The sequence below is a fragment of the Micromonospora sp. NPDC049047 genome, assembly GCF_040649135.1.
GTDB lineage: Bacteria > Actinomycetota > Actinomycetes > Mycobacteriales > Micromonosporaceae > Micromonospora.
In genome coordinates, this window is sequence record NZ_JBEZEY010000012.1 from 127783 (window position 1) to 145469 (window position 17687).

General features: G+C 72.0%; 17 protein-coding genes. 2 read left to right on the plus strand and 15 right to left on the minus strand.

Annotated features, from left to right (window positions below; genetic code table 11):
• Window positions 1–47 precede the first annotated feature (47 nt).
• From AB0B86_RS20360 to rimP, 15 genes are all read right to left on the minus strand, one after another.
• Window positions 48–1478, minus strand: a complete 1431-nt coding sequence (locus AB0B86_RS20360) for a pitrilysin family protein (RefSeq protein ID WP_357409071.1) — start codon at window positions 1476–1478, stop codon at window positions 48–50.
• Between the two features lie 47 nt (window positions 1479–1525).
• On the minus strand, window positions 1526–3913 hold the full coding sequence (locus AB0B86_RS20365; protein ID WP_357409073.1) for a polyribonucleotide nucleotidyltransferase: 2388 nt from the start codon (window positions 3911–3913) through the stop codon (window positions 1526–1528).
• Window positions 3914–4140: 227 nt separating this feature from the next.
• Window positions 4141–4410 carry a 30S ribosomal protein S15 gene (gene rpsO, locus AB0B86_RS20370; protein WP_030337594.1) on the minus strand — a complete coding sequence of 90 codons (270 nt, stop codon included), beginning with the start codon at window positions 4408–4410 and terminating at the stop codon, window positions 4141–4143.
• Window positions 4411–4604: 194 nt separating this feature from the next.
• Window positions 4605–5534 (minus strand): bifunctional riboflavin kinase/FAD synthetase, encoded by a 930-nt coding sequence (locus AB0B86_RS20375; protein ID WP_357409075.1) that lies wholly within the window; start codon window positions 5532–5534, stop codon window positions 4605–4607.
• Window positions 5535–5559: 25 nt separating this feature from the next.
• Window positions 5560–6444: a tRNA pseudouridine(55) synthase TruB gene (truB, locus tag AB0B86_RS20380; RefSeq protein WP_357409078.1), complete on the minus strand. Its 885-nt coding sequence runs from the start codon at window positions 6442–6444 to the stop codon at window positions 5560–5562.
• A 112-nt stretch (window positions 6445–6556) separates the two neighbouring features.
• Entirely contained in the window at window positions 6557–7879 is a 1323-nt protein-coding gene (locus tag AB0B86_RS20385) for an MATE family efflux transporter (RefSeq protein ID WP_357409080.1), read from the minus strand.
• A gap of 726 nt (window positions 7880–8605) precedes the next feature.
• Window positions 8606–8815 carry a DUF6186 family protein gene (locus AB0B86_RS20390; protein ID WP_357409189.1) on the minus strand — a complete coding sequence of 70 codons (210 nt, stop codon included), beginning with the start codon at window positions 8813–8815 and terminating at the stop codon, window positions 8606–8608.
• Window positions 8815–9222: a hypothetical protein gene (locus tag AB0B86_RS20395; RefSeq protein ID WP_357378125.1), complete on the minus strand. Its 408-nt coding sequence runs from the start codon at window positions 9220–9222 to the stop codon at window positions 8815–8817. Before AB0B86_RS20395 ends, AB0B86_RS20390 begins: the two co-directional genes overlap by 1 nt.
• Window positions 9223–9324: 102 nt before the next feature.
• The gene (locus AB0B86_RS20400; RefSeq protein ID WP_357409191.1) at window positions 9325–10326 is read right to left on the minus strand and encodes a bifunctional oligoribonuclease/PAP phosphatase NrnA; all 1002 of its coding nucleotides are present in this window, start codon (window positions 10324–10326) and stop codon (window positions 9325–9327) included.
• A gap of 53 nt (window positions 10327–10379) precedes the next feature.
• Complete coding sequence (gene rbfA / locus AB0B86_RS20405) at window positions 10380–10880, minus strand: 30S ribosome-binding factor RbfA (protein ID WP_357409082.1); 501 nt, start codon at window positions 10878–10880, stop codon at window positions 10380–10382.
• Window positions 10881–11005: 125 nt separating this feature from the next.
• Entirely contained in the window at window positions 11006–11302 is a 297-nt protein-coding gene (locus AB0B86_RS20410) for a DUF503 domain-containing protein (RefSeq protein ID WP_357419251.1), read from the minus strand.
• 90 nt (window positions 11303–11392) lie between these two features.
• The gene (gene infB, locus AB0B86_RS20415) at window positions 11393–14413 is read right to left on the minus strand and encodes a translation initiation factor IF-2 (protein ID WP_357409086.1); all 3021 of its coding nucleotides are present in this window, start codon (window positions 14411–14413) and stop codon (window positions 11393–11395) included.
• Window positions 14414–14506: 93 nt separating this feature from the next.
• Window positions 14507–14839, minus strand: coding sequence for a YlxR family protein (locus AB0B86_RS20420; protein ID WP_357409088.1), 333 nt, complete (start codon window positions 14837–14839; stop codon window positions 14507–14509).
• Between the two features lie 16 nt (window positions 14840–14855).
• The gene (gene nusA, locus AB0B86_RS20425; RefSeq protein ID WP_357247291.1) at window positions 14856–15899 is read right to left on the minus strand and encodes a transcription termination factor NusA; all 1044 of its coding nucleotides are present in this window, start codon (window positions 15897–15899) and stop codon (window positions 14856–14858) included.
• Complete coding sequence (gene rimP / locus AB0B86_RS20430) at window positions 15896–16582, minus strand: ribosome maturation factor RimP (protein ID WP_357409193.1); 687 nt, start codon at window positions 16580–16582, stop codon at window positions 15896–15898. The genes nusA and rimP overlap by 4 nt, the downstream gene beginning before the upstream one ends.
• A gap of 155 nt (window positions 16583–16737) precedes the next feature.
• Between rimP and AB0B86_RS20435 the strand changes: the two genes are divergently transcribed.
• Together AB0B86_RS20435 and AB0B86_RS20440 are read left to right on the plus strand one after the other, a co-directional pair.
• Window positions 16738–17250 carry a hypothetical protein gene (locus AB0B86_RS20435; RefSeq protein WP_357409090.1) on the plus strand — a complete coding sequence of 171 codons (513 nt, stop codon included), beginning with the start codon at window positions 16738–16740 and terminating at the stop codon, window positions 17248–17250.
• On the plus strand, window positions 17247–17684 hold the full coding sequence (locus tag AB0B86_RS20440) for a ferritin-like domain-containing protein (protein WP_357419257.1): 438 nt from the start codon (window positions 17247–17249) through the stop codon (window positions 17682–17684). The genes AB0B86_RS20435 and AB0B86_RS20440 overlap by 4 nt, the downstream gene beginning before the upstream one ends.
• Window positions 17685–17687 lie beyond the last annotated feature (3 nt).

Consider the following 17687-nt stretch of genomic DNA (forward strand, 5'->3'; position numbering starts at 1 on the left):
CGGGACCGGCACACCCGGACCGGGACACCGTGCCGCGCGGCAGAACCTCAGACCGCGAAGTCGCCCGCGCCGAAGGGGCCGACCACGGCCAGCGACATCGGCCTGCTGAGCAGTTCGGCGGCGAGGGTGTTGACGTCCGCCACGGTGACCTCGTCGACGCGGCGCAGCAGTTCGTCCACCGGCATCAGGTCGCCGTAGAGCAGCTCACCCTTGGCCAGCCGACTCATCCGTGAGCCGGTGTCCTCCAGGCCGAGCACGAACGAGCCCTTGCTCATCCCCTTGCCGCGGGCCACCTCGGCCTCGGTCAATCCGTCGGCGGCGACCCGGGCCAGCTCGGCGCGGGTCAGGGCCAGCACCTCGTCCACCTTGCCCGGCGCGCAGCCGGCGTAGACGGCGAACAGGCCGGTGTCGGCGTACTGGCTGGCGTAGGAGTAGACCGAGTACGCCAGGCCGCGCTGCTCACGGATCTCCTGGAACAGGCGGCTCGACATGCCACCGCCGAGCACGTTGTTGAGCACCCCGAGGGCGAAGCGCCGGTCGTCCAGGCGGTCGATGCCGGGGCAGCCGAGGATGACGTGCGCCTGCTCGGTCTCCTTCGGCTCCACCTTGGTGGTCGCCGGCTTGGTGCGTACCGCCGGGGTGGCCGCCCGGTGCGGTGCCGGGGTGGCCGGGTCGCTGTCCAGCGGGGTGCCCTGCACCGCCTGGCGGACCAGCTTGACCACCGTGGCGTGGTCCAGGTTGCCGGCGGCGGCGATGACGATCTGCGGCGCGGTGTAGCGGCTCCGGTAGAAGTTCTGGATCTGCTTGCGGGTCATCGGCGTGACTGTCGCGGCGGTGCCGGAGATCAGCCGACCCATCGGGTGGTCGCCGTAGACGGCCTCGACGAAGAGGTCGTGCACCTCGTCACCGGGCTCGTCGTCGTGCATGGCGATCTCTTCCAGGATGACGCCGCGCTCGGTTTCGACGTCGGCCGGCTCGAGCAGCGAGTCGGCGACCAGGTCGCACATCACGTCGATCGCCAGCGGCAGATCCTCGTCCAGCACCCGGGCGTAGTAGCAGGTGTATTCCTTCGTGGTGAACGCGTTCGTCTCACCACCCACCGCCTCGATCTGCGAGGAGATCTCCAGCGCGGTGCGCTTGTGGGTGCCCTTGAAGAGCAGGTGTTCGAGGAAGTGCGCGGCGCCGGCCTGCGGGCCGGTCTCGTCGCGGGAGCCGACCGCCACCCAGATGCCGAACGAGACACTGCGCATCGTCGGGATCGCCTCGGTGAGGACGCGCAGGCCGCTGGGCAGCACGGTACGTCGTACCGTGCCACCCAGCGGGTCGTCGCTGAGCGTCCGGGTCACCGCGCGGGCGGTGCCGCCGGAGCGGCCGCCCGTCCCGGCGGCCCGGGCTCGACCCGACTCACTGGCTTGCCAGCCAGACGGGGCCACCCCCCGTCGATCCGGTGGAAACGGCGCACTGAAGGCCCGACTCACGTGTTGCTCCCGGTTCGACGAGGGGTGGGTGATGCGATGTACGACGGTCAGCTGTGCCGGGTCCGGCGGCGCGGACGCTCGCCGCCCTCGCCACCCTCGCCCCCGCCGTTGCCGCCCTCGCCGCCACGCTCCGGACCACGGCCGCCCCGGTCGCCGCCACGCTCGCGGTCGCCGCGGTCACGCGGAGCCCGGTCGCCCCGGTCCCGACCAGCCGGCCGGTCGCCGCCAGCGGCCTCACCGGCGGCCGGCGCCTCGGCGCCCTCCGGGCGGACCTTGTCCAGGTAGATCTTGCCGCGGGCGTCGATGTCCGCGATCTCGACCTCGACCCGGTCGCCGACGTTGAGGAAGTCCTCGACGCGCTCGACCCGCTTGCCGTCGCCCACCTTGGAGATGTGCAGCAGGCCGTCACGACCCGGCAGCAGCGAGATGAACGCACCGAAAGCGGCGGTCTTGACCACCGTGCCGAGGAACCGCTCGCCCTGCTTCGGCAGCGTCGGGTTGGCGATGCCGTTGATCCGGTCGACGGCCGCCTGGGCCGACGGGCCGTTGGTGGCACCGACGTAGATCGTGCCGTCGTCCTCGATGGAGATCTCGGCGCCGGTCTCGTCCTGGATCGCGTTGATGGTCTGCCCCTTCGGGCCGATCACCATGCCGATCTTGTCGACCGGGATCTTGACGGTGGTGACCCGCGGCGCGTAGTCCGACATCTCGGCCGGAGCCTCGATCGCGGCCTTCATGACGCCGAGGATGACCTGCCGGGCCTCGTTCGCCTGCTGCAGCGCGGCGGCCAGCACGTCCGACGGGATGCCGTTGAGCTTGGTGTCGAGCTGGAGCGCGGTGACGAACTCCGGCGTGCCGGCGACCTTGAAGTCCATGTCACCGAACGCGTCCTCGGCACCGAGGATGTCGGTGAGCGTGACGTACTGGGTCTTGCCGTCCACCTCGTCGGAGATGAGCCCCATCGCGATGCCGGCGACCGGCGCCTTCAGCGGGACACCCGCGGAGAGCAGGCCCAGCGTCGACGCGCAGACCGAACCCATCGAGGTGGAGCCGTTGGAGCCGAGCGCCTCGGACACCTGCCGGATGGCGTACGGGAACTCCTCGCGCGACGGCAGCACCGGGATCAGGGCCCGCTCGGCGAGCGCGCCGTGGCCGATCTCGCGCCGCTTCGGCGAGCCGACTCGGCCGGTTTCACCTGTCGAGTACGGCGGGAAGTTGTAGTTGTGCATGTAGCGCTTGCGGTTCTCCGGGGACAGCGTGTCCACCATCTGCTCCATCCGGAGCATGTTCAGCGTAGTGACGCCCAGGATCTGGGTCTCGCCCCGCTCGAACAGCGCCGAACCGTGCACCCGGGGCAGCACGCCGACCTCGGCGGTCAGCGGCCGGATGTCGCGCGGGCCACGCCCGTCCATCCGGACCTGCTCGCGCAGCACGCGGTTGCGCACCTCGGACTTGGTGAGCGAGCGGAAGGCTGCGGACAGCTCCTTCTCGCGGCCCTCGAACCGGGCGCCCAGCTCCTCGGCGACCCGCGCCTTGACCCGGTCCAGGGCCTCCTCGCGGTCGGCTTTGCCGGCGATGGTGATCGCCTCGGCGACGTCGCCGCGGGCCAGGTCGGCGACGGCGTCGTACACGTCGTCCTGGTAGTCCAGGAAGACCGGGAACTCGGTGACCGGCTTGGCGGCGACCTCGGCCAGCTCGCTCTGCGCGCGGCACAGCTCGCGGATCGCCGGCTTGGCGGCCTCCAGGCCGCTGGCCACGACCTCCTCGGTCGGGGCGGCGGCGCCGGCCGAGATCAGCGCGACGGCGTTCGGGGTGGCCTCGGCCTCGACCATCATGATCGCGACGTCGCCGTCCTCGAGGGTGCGGCCGGCCACGACCATGTCGAAGGTGGCGCGGGCCAGCTCCTCCAGGGTCGGGAAGGCGACCCACTGGCCGTCGATGTGGGCGACGCGGGTCGCCCCGATCGGGCCGGAGAACGGCAGGCCGGAGAGCTTGGTCGACATCGAGGCGGCGTTGATCGCCACGACGTCGTACGGGTGCTGCGGGTCGAGCGCGAGGATGGTTTCGACGACCTGGACCTCGTTGCGCAGGCCCTTCACGAAGGACGGGCGCAGCGGCCGGTCGATCAGCCGGCAGGTGAGGATCGCGTCCTCGCTGGGCCGACCCTCACGGCGGAAGAACGAGCCGGGGATGCGGCCCGCGGCGTACATCCGCTCCTCGACGTCGACGGTGAGCGGGAAGAAGTCGAACTGCTCCTTCGGGTGCTTACCGGCGGTGGTGGCGGAGAGAACGACCGTCTCGCCCAGCTGGGCGATGACGGAACCGGCGGCCTGACGAGCCAGCCGGCCGGTGGAGAAGGTGATCTCGCGGGTGCCGAAGGACCCGTTGTCGATCACGGCGGTGCGGGATTCGGTGCCGAGTTTGGTCTCGGTCATGTGCTGTCGTGCTCCTTCGCGTCGTGGGCCCACGACATCGGGGAGCTGCTCAGCCGGCCGGTCTTCGATCGAAGCGCCCGGGTGGCCGGCATGATGCCGGGGTTCCCGGGGGCCACTACCGGAGACCGGTACGCTGACCGGCTCCCTCTCGGGTGGTCGCGCGGCCCGTGTTTCTTCAGGTGGGACGCGGTACGGGGGAGCAGCCAACAGGCCACTCCCCCGTCACGTCACCGGCGCAGGCCGAGCCGCTCGATGAGCGACCGGTAGCGGGCAATGTCCTTCTTCTGGACGTAGTTGAGCAGCCGACGGCGACGGCCGACCAGCAGCAGCAGCCCACGGCGGCTGTGGTGGTCGTGCTTGTGCACCTTCAGGTGCTCGGTCAGCTCGGCGATCCGCTTGGTGAGGACCGCGACCTGGACCTCCGGCGAACCGGTGTCGCCCTCGGCGGTCGCGTACTCCGCGCGGATGCTGGCCTTGGCTTCCTGGTCGAGCGCCATGTTCTCCCTGTTTCGATGGGTTGATCAAGTGGGTGTCCGTCGTCCAGATGGACCGGGAACGGACCGGTACCTCGCACCCGCGGCGTCGAGCAGGCACGCGAGGCCCCACGCCGGTCACCCGACGTCTCGGCAAGACTACCAGCACTCGCTGGTAACACCCGGCGAAGGGCCTCGGCGGCGTCGCCGCACGATGCTCAGGCCAGCGCGCGCCTGGTGCTTTCGACGTCCAGATTCATCTGGGCGATGAGCGGCTCGATCGAGTCGTACCGGACCTGGCCACGCAGGTGCGCCACGAAGTCCAGGGCCAGCCGCTCGCCGTACAGGTCGCCGCTGAAGTCCAGCGCGTACGCCTCCACCCGCCGCTCCCGACCGGAGAACGTCGGGTTGGTGCCCACCGACACCGCCGCCATCAGGGGCTCGTGCCGCCCGCGACGGATCAGCCTCGCCGCGTACACCCCGTCGGCCGGGACCGCCGCGTACCGGTGGCAGAGCAGGTTGGCGGTGGGGAAGCCCAGTTCCCGCCCCCGCTGGTCGCCGCGGACCACCACACCCTCCAGCCGGTGTGGGCGGCCGAGCGCGGCGGCGGCCGCGCCGACGTCACCGGCGTCGACGCAGGAGCGGATGTACGTGGAGGAGAAGACGGTGCCCTCCTCGACAACGAGCGGGCTGCCCTCCACCCCGAAGCCGAAGGTCTGACCGAGCCGCTCCAACAGCGCCACGTCGCCGGCAGCCCGGTGCCCGAACCGGAAGTTGCCACCGACCACCACGAGCGCGCAGTGCAGGTTCTCGACCAGGACGTCGTGGACGAACTGTTCGGCCGACAGCCGGGAGAACTCGGCGGTGAACGGCACCACACAGAGCACGTCCACGCCCAGCGCCTCGATCAGTTCCGCCTTGCGGGCCTGCTCGCTGAGCACCGCCGGGTGCGACCCGGGGCGGACCACCTCGGCCGGGTGCGGGTCGAAGGTGACCACCACCGACTGCACGCCCAACTCCCGGGCCCGGGCCACTGTGTGCCCGATGGTCGCCTGGTGCCCCTTGTGCACGCCGTCGAAGACGCCGATGGTGACGACCGAGCGCCCCCACCCACCGGGCGCCGCCTCGTACCCCCGCCACCGCTGCATGCTGTTCCTCCCCTGTCGCCCGGCCTCAGGCCGGGGCGAGCACGATCTCCGCGCGGGCCCGCCCGTCCCGCTCGCTGACGATAGCGATCAGGCCGCCCGCGGGCCCGAACACCGCGTACGGCCCGGCGCGGCCGGTCGGGTCCAGCGGCCCACCGTGGGCCAGCACCCGGGCCTCGTCGGCGGTGGCCTCCCGACGCGGGAAGAACCGGTCGGCCGCCGCGTCCAACGGCAGGTTCACCACGTCCGGGGCGCGCTGCTCCAACTCGTCGAGGGTTGCCGCCTCGGCGAGGGTGAAGCCACCCACCGCGGTCCGCCGCAGGGCGGTCAGGTGGCCGCCGACGCCGAGCGCCAGGCCCGCGTCCCGGGCGATGGCCCGGATGTACGTGCCGGAGGAGCAGGTCACGTCCACGTCCACGTCCACCACGTCCGGCTCGGTGCGGCGGATCGCCAGCACCGCCAACCGGGAGATGGTGACCCGCCGGGCGGGCAGTTCGACGCTCTCCCCGTCGCGGACCCGCTTGTACGCCCGCTGTCCGTTGATCTTGATGGCGCTCACCGCGCTCGGCACCTGGTCGACCTCGCCGCTCAGCCCGGCCAGCGCGGACCGGATCGCCTCGTCGGTCACCAGCCCGGCCGGGGTGGTGGCGATCACGTCGCCCTCGGCGTCGTCGGTGACGGTGCTCTGACCGAGCCGGATGGTGCCGGTGTAGCTCTTGCCCGCACCGATCACGTAGGTCAGCAGCCGGGTGGCCCGGCCGACCCCGATCACCAGCACCCCGGTCGCCATCGGGTCGAGGGTGCCGCCGTGCCCGACCCGTCGGGTCCTGGCCAGCCGGCGGATCCGCGCCACCACGTCGTGCGACGTCATGCCGCCGGGCTTGTCGACCACGATCAGACCATCGGTGCTCACGACGCCCAAGCCTGCCAGACGGCCCGTACCGGCTGGTGGCTGGGCAGGCCGGCGGTGAGGCCCGCGGCCGCGCCGTGCGGTGCGGGCCGGATCGCGGCGGCCGGCGACCTGGTCAGCGAACCGCGCCGGTCACCGCCCAACCGCCGCTGCGCAGGCGCAGCAGGAGCGCGACCAGCCGGATCACCACGAACAGAGTGAGCCCGGCCCAGATGCCGCCCAGCCCGAGGTTCAGCGCGTACGCCAGCCAGATGGCCGGCAGGAAGCCGCCGAGCGCCGCCACGATGGTGAGGTCGCGCAGGTAACGCACGTCACCGGCGCCGATCAGCACGCCGTCGAGGGCGAACACCACCCCGGCCAGCGGGAGCATGGCGACGAACCACGGCCAGGCCACCATGGCCTGCTCGCGTACCCCCGCGTCGGAACTGAACCACGACGGTACGACGCCGGCGCCGGCGGCGACGACGAGCGCGAAGGCGACGCCGCAGCCACCGCCGAGCAGCCCGATCCGGCGGGCGAGCGCCCGCGCGCCCGCGTCGTCGCCGGCCCCGAGCGCGGCGCCGACCAGGGACTGGGCAGCGATCGCGAGGGCGTCGAGCACCAGCGCGGTGAAGAACCAGAGTTGCAGGGCGATCTGGTGGGCGCCGACGGCGGCGGCCCCGAAGCGGGCGGCGACGGCGGTCGCGGAGAGGAAGCTGGCCTGGAACGCCACCCCTCGGATCAGCAGGTCCCGGCTGAGCACCAGTTGCTGCCGGATCACGCGAGGCCGGGGCCGCAGCGACACCCGCTCGGCGACCAGCGCCGCCGCGAAGAGCACCCCGCAGAGCGTCTGCGCGACGACGTTGGCCACCGCCGAGCCGATCAGGCCCAGCCCGACGGGATAGACGAGCAGTGGGCACAGCAGCGCGGAGAGCAGGTTGGGCCCGAGCACGAAGTACAACGGGCGGCGGGTGTCCTGCACGCCGCGCAGCCAGCCGTTGCCGGCGGCGGCGAGCAGCAGGCCGGGGGCGCCGAGGGCCGCGATCCGCAGCCAGTGCGCGGCGGCGTCGGCCACGTCGCCACCACCGCCGGCGAGGGTACGCGCGAGCGCGCCACCGCCGAACTGCATGCCGATCGCGATCAGCAGGCCGACACCGAACGCCAGCCAGGACGACTGGACTCCCTCGGCTACCGCGGCTGCCCGGTCACCTGCCCCGAAGCGACGGGCCGCGCGCCCGGTGGTGCCGTACGCGACAACGGTGCCGACCCACGCGGTGAGCGTCATCACCGTGCCCCCGACGGCGAGCGCGGCGAGCGGCACCCGGCCGAGGTGGCCGACCACCGCGGTGTCGACAAGCACGTAGAGCGGCTCGGCGGCGAGCACCACGAGGGCCGGCAGGGCGAGGCTGGCGATCCGCCGGGGTGAGGCGGAGCGGTGGGCGGTGACGGTCTGGCTCATCGCCGCCGATCCTGGCACGAGCTACGTAAGGAGCGCAATCCTGCCGAGCGCTTACCTCGACCGGCGCCTGGACCGCTGGGCCCGGTCGGCGGCTGGTAGTCCGTCTCAGCGCGGCCCCCGCGCAGCACCTGCCGGGCAGTCGGGGCGTGGGTCTCTGGTCAGAGGCTTTGGAGCTGATGTCGTAGACGAATCACGCCGTGACGTGTGCCCGAATCTCGTCGCGACGGTCGCAGACGAATCACGCCGTGACCTCGCAGACGAATCAGGTCGCGATGTCGCAGACGATTCAGCTCCAAAGGCTCAGGCGGAGACGCCCGACGCCCTCCCGACCGAGTCCGCGGGAGGGGCACCGCCGGACGGCTCGGATCACTGACGGGTGTCCATCGACGTCTGCAACGCGCGGCGGGCCTGCTCGCGGGCGTCGTCGGTGGTCTCGGGCTTGGGCTTGTTCGGCATGGCGGTGGTCCTTCCAGGGAGCAGGCCACCGGCGCGCGGCGGCCCTCGCGGGCGGTCGTCCTGCGCGCCCCACGGCGGTCCGGGATTACCGGAGCAGCCGACTGGGCAGCGTGAGCCCGGGTCGATCCGACCCTGGAGGGAGGCAGCACGAGGTGTGGCGCCACCACCCATGACCTGCACCGCTACGCGGTACCCGGCCTTCTCCCAAGTTATCGTTCAGGTCCATATGCTGCTCTCGGTTCCCGCCATTTGGACATGCGGCGACCCGGCTCAGCGGGCCAGGAAGTGCCAGCCCAGCCACCACCAGAACCCGAACAGACCGATCCGGCCCACCGGCACCGAGCCGACCTCGTAGCGCATCACGTACGCGCAGACCTCGCCCAGGGTGGGAATCCGGGAACCCTCCCGCCGGGCCATCCACTCGACAGTCGCGAAGAGCACCAACGCGGTGAGGAAACCGCCGATGGCGAGCGCCCGCATCATCGGCGCACCAGCCCCCAGAAGGCGGCCAGCCAGGCGAACCACACCGCCGACCGAGTCAGATGATCTTCCAGGAGTGGATCTGCCAGCCGGGAGAAGGTGGGAAAGTCGTCACCGGCGGCCATCACGAAGGTCACGCCCTCGAAGACCCCGAAGACCACCACCGGCACCGCCCACCAGACCGCCCCCGAGCCCAGCCGGCGCGGTGCCGGTCGGCGTGGCACCCGGTTGCTCAGACCGAGCCAGATCAGCACTCCGCCGGTGCCGATGGTGAACAGATTCGCCTCGGTGGAGAACGACGCGAACCGGCCGCCGACAAGCGACAGGCAGACGAGAACGGGAACGGAGACGGCGGGCCGGTCCCAGGCGCGGGGGGCCTCCACGGTGAGGTCGTGCGGCTGCTCCATCCCGCAATTCTTCCCGGTCTCACCGAGCGCGGGAAGACCGACACTCCCCGGAGTTGACCCTGATCCTTTGGATCGAACGATCGATGACGGCGATCGTCCGGGTCAGGCGTCGGGGCGGAGCAGCGCGCTGTCCAGTTGGCCGCGGATCGACTCGACCACCTGCTCGGCGGTGCCCCGACCGGTGAACCCGGCCGCGAACCGGTGGCCACCACCGCCAAGCGTCACCGCGACCCGGCTGACGTCCACCGCACCCTTGCTGCGCATCGACACCGCCCACTCGTCGGGCGCGGTCTGCTTGACCACACAGCTCACATCCGCCTCGGCGGTGCATCGCACCGAGTCGATAAGCGCCTCGAGCACGTACGGCCGCTGGTCGTGGCGGGCCAGGTCATCGAGGGTGGCGAAGGTCCAGACGAACCCTCGGCCGCCGGCAGCCGCCGGCTCCAGCCGGGCCCGCCCGAGCACCTCACCGAAGAGCCGCACCGCCCCGAAGGGCCGGGTGTCGAAGACCCGGCGGGAGATGTCCCCGGGCGAGATGCCGGTGGCCAGCAACCGGGCAGCCATCTCGTGCACCGCCGGGGTGGTCGCCGCGAACCGGAACGAACCAGTGTCGGTGGTCAGCGCCACGTAGAGGCACTCCGCGATTGCCGGATCCACCACCACCCCGAGCCGGGACAGCAACTGCTCCGCCACCACCGAGGTCGCCGCCGCACCCGGGTCCACGAGGTTGACAGTGCCGAAGCCCCGGTTCGACGCGTGGTGGTCGAGCACCAGCGCCGCGCCCGCCGACGACAACCGCCCGGCCAGCTCACCGAGTCGCGACTCACTCGCCGCGTCGAAGCAGATCACCAGGTCGGGTGCCGGGTCGGCGGCGCCCGCCGGGACCAGCAGGTCCAGCCCGGGCAGCTCCCGGAACGGCTCGGGCACCTCCGGCGGCCCGGGGAAGGTCGCCTGCACCTGGTGGATACCGAACTGCCGCAGGCCCAGACCGAAGCCGAGCATGCTGCCCAGCGCGTCACCGTCCGGGTTGACGTGGCAGATCAGCAGCACCCGGCCAGCCGGCGGGACAGCCCGCACCAGCGCCTCGGCCGCAGCCCAGTCCATCTCGGCCGGGTCGACCCCGGCCGCACCGGCTAGCGGAACGCTGGCGGTGCTGGTCACCGCGTTTCCCCACCCCGTGCGGCGTCCTTCACGTCGGTGGCCGCGTCGGCCTCATCCGCCTCGTCGTCCTCATCGGTCTCGTCGTCAACCCGGTACGGCTGAGCCTCGCCCGCGTACTTCGCCTGGGCGGCCAGCCGCTGCACCTCGGCGTCGGCGTTACGGGCGGCGGCGAGCAGGTCGTCGATGTGCTTGACCTGGTCCTGCACGTCGTCGAGGACGAAGGTCAGGGTCGGCGAGTGGCGCAGCCCGAGCGCCTTGCCGACAGTGCTGCGCAGCATCCCCTTGGCGCTTTCCAACGCGGCGGCGGTGTCCGCCTGGGCCACCGCGTCGCCGAGCACCGTGTAAAAGACAGTCGCGTCGCGCAGGTCAGCGGTGATCCGGGCGTCGGTGATGGTGATCATCCCGAGCCGCGGGTCCTTGATCTGGCTCCGCACCACCGACGCGACCAGCTCACGCACCCGTTCCGCGTGCCGGCGTACCTTGGCCGGATCAGACATCTCGCCACCTCCACGGCGTCCTGCTCCCGGTCGGCAGGTGACCCGGGGGTCTCCGGCCGACCGGCCAACATCTCGAACACTACCTTCGCGGCCGCACCGGTCGCCCGGCACAGCCGGCTCCGGGGTCAGTCGTCGTCCTCGCCGTACAACCGGCGTCGGACCGACAGCAACTCGACCTCGGGGCGACCGGCCACCAGGCGCTCACAGGAGTCGAGCACCTCGCGGACGTGCGCCGTCTCGGCGGCCACCACGGCCACCGCCAGCTGCGCTCGACCATGCAGGTCGAGCGCACCCACCTCGGCGGCCGACACCTCGAAGCGGCGCAGCGCCGCCACGATCGGCCGTACATATGATCTCTTGGCTTTGAGCGACCTGGAGTCGCCCGGCAGCAGCAGGTCGAAGACCGCGATTCCGGTGAACATCGCCCCGGACGATACCGCCAACCCGCCCCGCATGATCAAGGGGTTTACGCCGTACGGCGTAAACCCCTTGATCAGCGTGTCACTGCCGGATCAGGCGCGAACCTTCTCCCGCATCTCGAAGGTCTCGATGACGTCGCCGACCTGGACGTTGTTGTAACCACCCAGGGTCAGACCACACTCGAAGCCCTCGCGGACCTCGGTGGCGTCGTCCTTGAACCGCTTGAGCGAGGTGATCGTGAGGTTGTCCGCCACGACCGTCCCGTCCCGAAGCAGTCGAGCCTTCGCGTTGCGCCGGATGATGCCCGACCGGACGATGCAACCGGAGATGTTGCCGATCTTGGACGAGCGGAACACGTCGCGGATCTCCGCGGTGCCCAGCTCGGCCTCCTCGTACTCCGGCTTGAGCAGGCCCTTGAGCGCTGCCTCGATCTCCTCGATGGCCTGGTAGATGACGGTGTAGTACCGGATCTCCACGCCCTCGCGGTCGGCCATCTCGCGGACCTTGTTCGAGGCCCGCACGTTGAAGCCGATGATCGTGACCGGCTCGGACGAGGCACTCGCGAGCATGACATTGCTCTCGGTGATCGCGCCGACACCCCGGTCGAGGACCTTGAGCTGGACCTCCTCGGGAATGTCGAGGTTGAACAGCGCGTCCTCCAGGGCCTCCACCGAACCGGAGACATCACCCTTGAGGATGAGGTTGAGCGACGTCTTCTCGCCCTCCTTGAGCTGCTCCATGAGCGTCTCAAGAGTGGCCCGACCACGGGAGTTGGCGAATGCCGCCGCCCGCCGCCGTGCCTGCCGCTGCTCGGCGATCTGCCGCACCGTGCGGTCGTCCGCCGCGGCGAGGAAGGTGTCACCCGCACCGGGCGGCGCGGTCAGACCCAGCACCATGACCGGACGCGCCGGCCCAGCCTCGGAGAGCTGGTTGCCGTTCTCGTCGAGCATGGCCCGGACCCGGCCGTGGGCCCCACCGGCGACGATCGAGTCGCCTGCCCGCAGGGTGCCCTTCTGCACCAGCACCGTCGCCACCGCACCACGACCCTTGTCCAGGTGCGCCTCGATGGCCACACCCTGCGCCGGCCCGTCGATCGGAGCGGTCAGCTCCAGCGACGCGTCGGCGGTCAGCAGGACCGCCTCGAGCAGCTCCTCGATGCCGATGCCCGGCTTGGCGGCCACGTTGACGAACATGGTGTCGCCGCCGTACTCCTCGGCGACCAGGCCGTACTCGGTCAGCTGCTGGCGGACCTTGTCCGGGTTGGCGTCCGGCTTGTCGACCTTGTTGACCGCGACCACGATCGGCACGTCGGCCGCCTTGGCGTGGTTCAACGCCTCGATGGTCTGCGGCATCACGCCGTCGTCGGCCGCGACCACCAGGATCACGATGTCCGTCACCTGGGCACCACGGGCACGCATGGCGGTGAACGCCTCGTGACCGGGGGTGTCGATGAAGGTCACCGCGCGGTCCACACCATCGTGTGGAACGTGCACCTGGTACGCACCGATGTGCTGGGTGATGCCACCCGCCTCACCGGCCACGACGTTCGCCTTGCGGATGGCGTCGAGCAGCTTGGTCTTACCGTGGTCGACGTGACCCATGACGGTCACCACCGGCGCACGGCTGACCAGACGCTCCTCGGCCACCTCCGCGTCGAGGTCGATGTTGAACTGCGCGAGCAGCTCGCGGTCCTCGTCCTCCGGGCTGACGATCTGGATGTCGAAGCCCAGGTGCTCACCCAGCAGCTGCAGGGTGTCGTCAGAGCAGGACTGGGTCGCGGTGACCATCTCGCCCAGGTTGAACATCTCCTGGACCAGCGAACCCGGGTTGGCGTTGATCTTGTCGGCGAAGTCCGACAGCGAGGCGCCACGGGAGAGCCGCACGACCTGACCCTGACCCCGGGGAGCACCCGAGCTCATGGTCGGAGCCGACAGGTTGTCGAACTCCTGTCTGCGCTGCTTCTTGGACTTGCGACCGCGCGTCGGCCGACCACCCGGACGCCCGAAGGCACCCGCGGCGCCGCCGCCACGGCCACGACCACCCGCACCCGGACGACCGCCGCCGCCCGAGGGAGCGCCCGGACGGAAACCGCCACCGGGGGCACCGCCACCGCCGCCGGGACCGCCACGGTAGCCACCGCCACCGCCGGCACCCGCGCCGCCACCAGGGCCGCCACGGTAACCGCCACCGCCGCCGGCGCCACCGCCGGGACCGCCACGGAAGCCGCCGCCACCGCCACCCGGACGACCGGCGCCGCCGCCACCGGGGCGACCAGCGCCACCGGGACCGGGACGACCGGCAGCCGGACGCTGGCTCGGCATGGAAGCCGGGCTGGGACGCGGCGGCATGGAGTTGGGGCTCGGCCGCGGCGGCATGCCCGCCGGGCTGTTGGGCCGGGGACCACCCGCACCGGCGGCCGGGGGCCGCTGCTGCTGGCCACCCTGGATGCCGAACGGGTTGTTACCGGCGCCGCGCGCCGGTGGGCGACCACCGGGACGGGCACCCGGACCCGGAGCCGGCGTGCTCGGACGAGCGGCCGGCGAACCCGGGCGGGGTGGCATCGCGGCGGGACCCGGCCGAGGACCGGGTCGGTTGCCGCCGTCGGCCGGAGGCTCCCGGCGAACCGGGTTCTCCCGCTGCTGCTGGCGGGCGGCCTGGGCGGCCTTGACCGCGGCCTCCTGCTCAGCCTTCAGCGCGGCGGCACGCGCCTCGGCGGCCGCCACCTCGATGTCGTGGGCACTCGCCGGCTTGGCGACCGGAGCCGCGGGCTGCGGTGCGGCGGGCACCGGGCCCTTCGGCTTCGGGCCGGGTGCCGGCGCGGCCGGCCGCCGAGGCGGCATCGGCTTGGCCGAGACCCGGGGCGCGCCCGGGGTCGGGGACAGCGTCGGGGTCGGGTTGGCAGCCGGCGTCGGCGCGGGCGCCGACGGGGCGGCCGGCGCCGGAGCACCGGCGGACGCAACGAATGCGTTACGCAGCCGTCGGGCGACGGGCGCCTCGACGGTGCTGGACGCGGACTTCACGAACTCGCCCATTTCCTTCAGCTTGGCGAGAACGGTCTTACTCTCGACCCCGAGCTCTTTTGCAAGCTCGTGTACGCGGGCCTTGCCTGCCACTGCACTCCTCACTCCGAGGTCGTGCGGGCAGCACCCGCAGCGACCTCACTCGTGCACTTGAAGCCTGGTCATTTCAGGGACTTCATCGTGTGCTCATGTCGGTCGTCCTACCCTGCTAGCGACCCTCGCCCGGTCGGGCTGACCGGACGTAGTGGTTGGCGCATCGACGTGCTCTGCCAGCACACCGTGGTCGAGGACCTCGGTGATGCGCAGCGCTCGCCCGAAGGCGCGGCGCCGCACCGCCAGCGCGAAGCAGGCCGGATCCGGGTGCATGTTCGCTCCCCGACCCGGCAGCCTGCGGCGCGGATCAGGTCGGAGGCTGAAACCAGCCTCGTCCCGGACCGCGACGATCCGCAGCAATTCGCTGGCCGGCGCACGTTGCCGACAACCCACACAGGTGCGTTCCGGCGTTGTGCGTCGTACCACTGGAAGAAGTCTACCCCTAGCTGCCCGAGATCGCGCCGCCCGGCTCCCGCACGTGATCAGCTGCGGCCCGCGCGGCCGGGGCGGTCTGCTCCGCATCGGACCGAATGTCGATCCGCCAACCGGTCAATCGCGCCGCGAGTCGGGCATTTTGCCCCTCCCGCCCGATCGCCAGCGAAAGCTGGAAGTCGGGAACTGTCACCCGGGCGGCTCGACCAGCCAGGTCGACCACCTCGACCCGCAGCGCCTTGGCCGGCGACAGCGCGTTACCGACAAAGGTGGCCGGGTCGTCCGACCAGTCGATGATGTCGATCTTTTCGCCGTGCAACTCGCTCATCACGGCCCGCACCCGCTGGCCCATCGGGCCGATGCAGGCGCCCTTGGCGTTCACCCCGGGGGTGGTGGAGCGTACGGCGATCTTCGTGCGGTGACCTGCCTCACGGGCGATCGCGCCGATCTCCACGGTGCCGTCGGCGATCTCCGGCACCTCAAGCGCGAACAGCTTCTTGACCAGCGCCGGGTGCGACCGGGACAGGGTGATCTGCGGCCCGCGCATGCCCTTGGCGACGTGCACCACCACACAACGCACCCGCTCGCCGTGCGCGTACCGCTCGCCGGGCACCTGCTCGGACTGCGGCAGCACGCCCTCCAACTTGCCCAGGTCGACGCTGACGATGCCCTTCTCGGTACGCGTCTCGTGCGCCTGCACCACGCCGGTGACCAGGTCACCCTCGCGGCCCACGTACTCACCGAAGTGCACCTCGTCGGTGGCCTCCCGCAGGCGCTGGAGGATCACCTGCTTGGCGGTCATGGCGGCGATCCGGCCGAAGTCGTGCGGGGTGTCGTCCCACTCCCGCACCAGGCTGCCGTCGGCGTCCATCTCCTGCGCGTACACCAGGGCGGCGCCGGACCTACGGTCGATCTCCACCCGGGCGTGCGGCTCGGCGCCGTCGGTGTGCCGGTAGGCGGTCAGCAACGCGGTCTCGATCGCCGCGAGAATCGTGTCGAACGGGATCTCCCGCTCGCGCTCGAGTGCGCGCAGCGCCGCGAGGTCGATGTTCACCTCTCCTCGTCCTCCACATCATCTTCGTCGTCGAAGTCGTCTGAATCGATCTCGTCTGAATCGTCCGCGTCGTCGAACTCCTCGTCCGGCTCGCCGAGTTCGGCGAGGCGGGTGAACTCGACCTGCACGCGCCCCGGGCCGAGCTGGGCGTACGTCCAGGAGGTGCGGCCGGCCTCGGTCTCCAGCTGCACACCCTCGTCGTCGGCCGCGACCACCCGGCCGGTCAGCTGGCGCTCGCCGGTGGGCTGCTCGCCGCGCTGTCCGGGCAGCGCGGCCGCGCCCCGGACGGTGACCTTGACCAGCCGGCTCAGGTTGCGCCGCCAGTGCCGGGGCAGGGTCAGCGGCCGGTCGACACCCGGCGAGCTGACCTCCAGCTGGTATTCCCCGGCGACGATGTCGCCGCCGGTCTCCTCGGCGGCGTCGAGCGCGGTGGAGACCGCCCGGGACACGTCCGCGACGGCGTCCAGGTCGATCCCGCCGTCGGCGTCGACAAGCACCCGCACCACGTGCCGGCGGCCGGCCCGGGAGACCGACAGATCCTCCAGGTCGTAGCCGGCGTCGTTGACCACCGGCTCGATCACGGCCCGCAACCGCGCGCGCCGCGCTGCGAGATCACCGCCGCGCGGACCCGCGGCGTCGCGGGGTCGCCCTGTCGACCTGGTGGCACGGCCACGCTGCGTCATCTCCGCACCCTCTCCCTGGTCGACGGTGATCGGGTATCCCGACATGCCGGCACCCCACCGGAGCGGACGCGCCGGTGGCTGCGCAGAGCGTAACGCGCCGGCCCGTCGGCGGACCGGCCGGCGCACCGACGTCGGTGGCCCCCGGACCGACTCCGATGGTGTTGACTTGCCGGGTGGGGACCGGCAGAACGACACAGCGCGACCAAGCATCCAGACATTCCCGGCGAAAGCTCCTACGCGCCGGGGCGCTGCTGGCACTCGGTGGTGCCGCGGCACCGTTGACCGGCTGTGATCTTTTCGACCGTGACGATCAGCCAGCGCCACCACCGGACCCGCTGCGGCCGATGGTGGACGAGGCACTCGCGTTGGCCGGCGTCTACCAGGCCCACGCCGCCGCGCATCCCGACCTGGCCGACCGGCTCAACCCGATCGCCGCGGCGCACACCGCGCACGCCACCGAGCTGGCCCGGGTGATCGGCGTCGCCCTGCCAACCGCTGTCGCCACCCCGGCGACCGACCCGGGTGGCACGCTCACCACCCTGCGCGCCCTGGAGAAGACCGCCCAGCAGTCCGCCACCGCCGCGTGCGCCGCGGCGAGCCCGGAACGGGCCGCACTGCTCGGATCGATCGCCGCCGCCCGAGCCACCCATCAGGAGGCCCTGAAGTGAGGCAGCCGTCCGCCGGGGAGGCACTCGCCGCCGCCCTGTCCGCCGAGTACGCGGCCATCTACGCCTACGGGCGGATCGGGGTCCGACTCACCGGGGCGGCGCGCGAGGCCGCGCACCAGGCCGAGGCCGCGCACCGCGGCCGGCGCGACGCGCTTGTGGTGCAACTGAGCACTGCCGGTGGCGCCGTGCCGCCGGACCGCGCCGGCTACGCCCTGCCGTTCCCGGTCACCGACCGGGCCAGCGCCCTGCGGCTCGCCGCCGAGGTGGAGGAACGCACCGCCGCGCACTGGCGGGCGGCGCTGGCGTCCACCACCGGCGCCGACCGGGACCAGGCGCTCGCCGCCCTGGTCGAGTACGCGGTACGGGCCACCCGGTGGCGGAAGACGGCCGGGATGACCCCGCTTACTGTCCCATTTCCCGGCCGTCCGACCTGAACC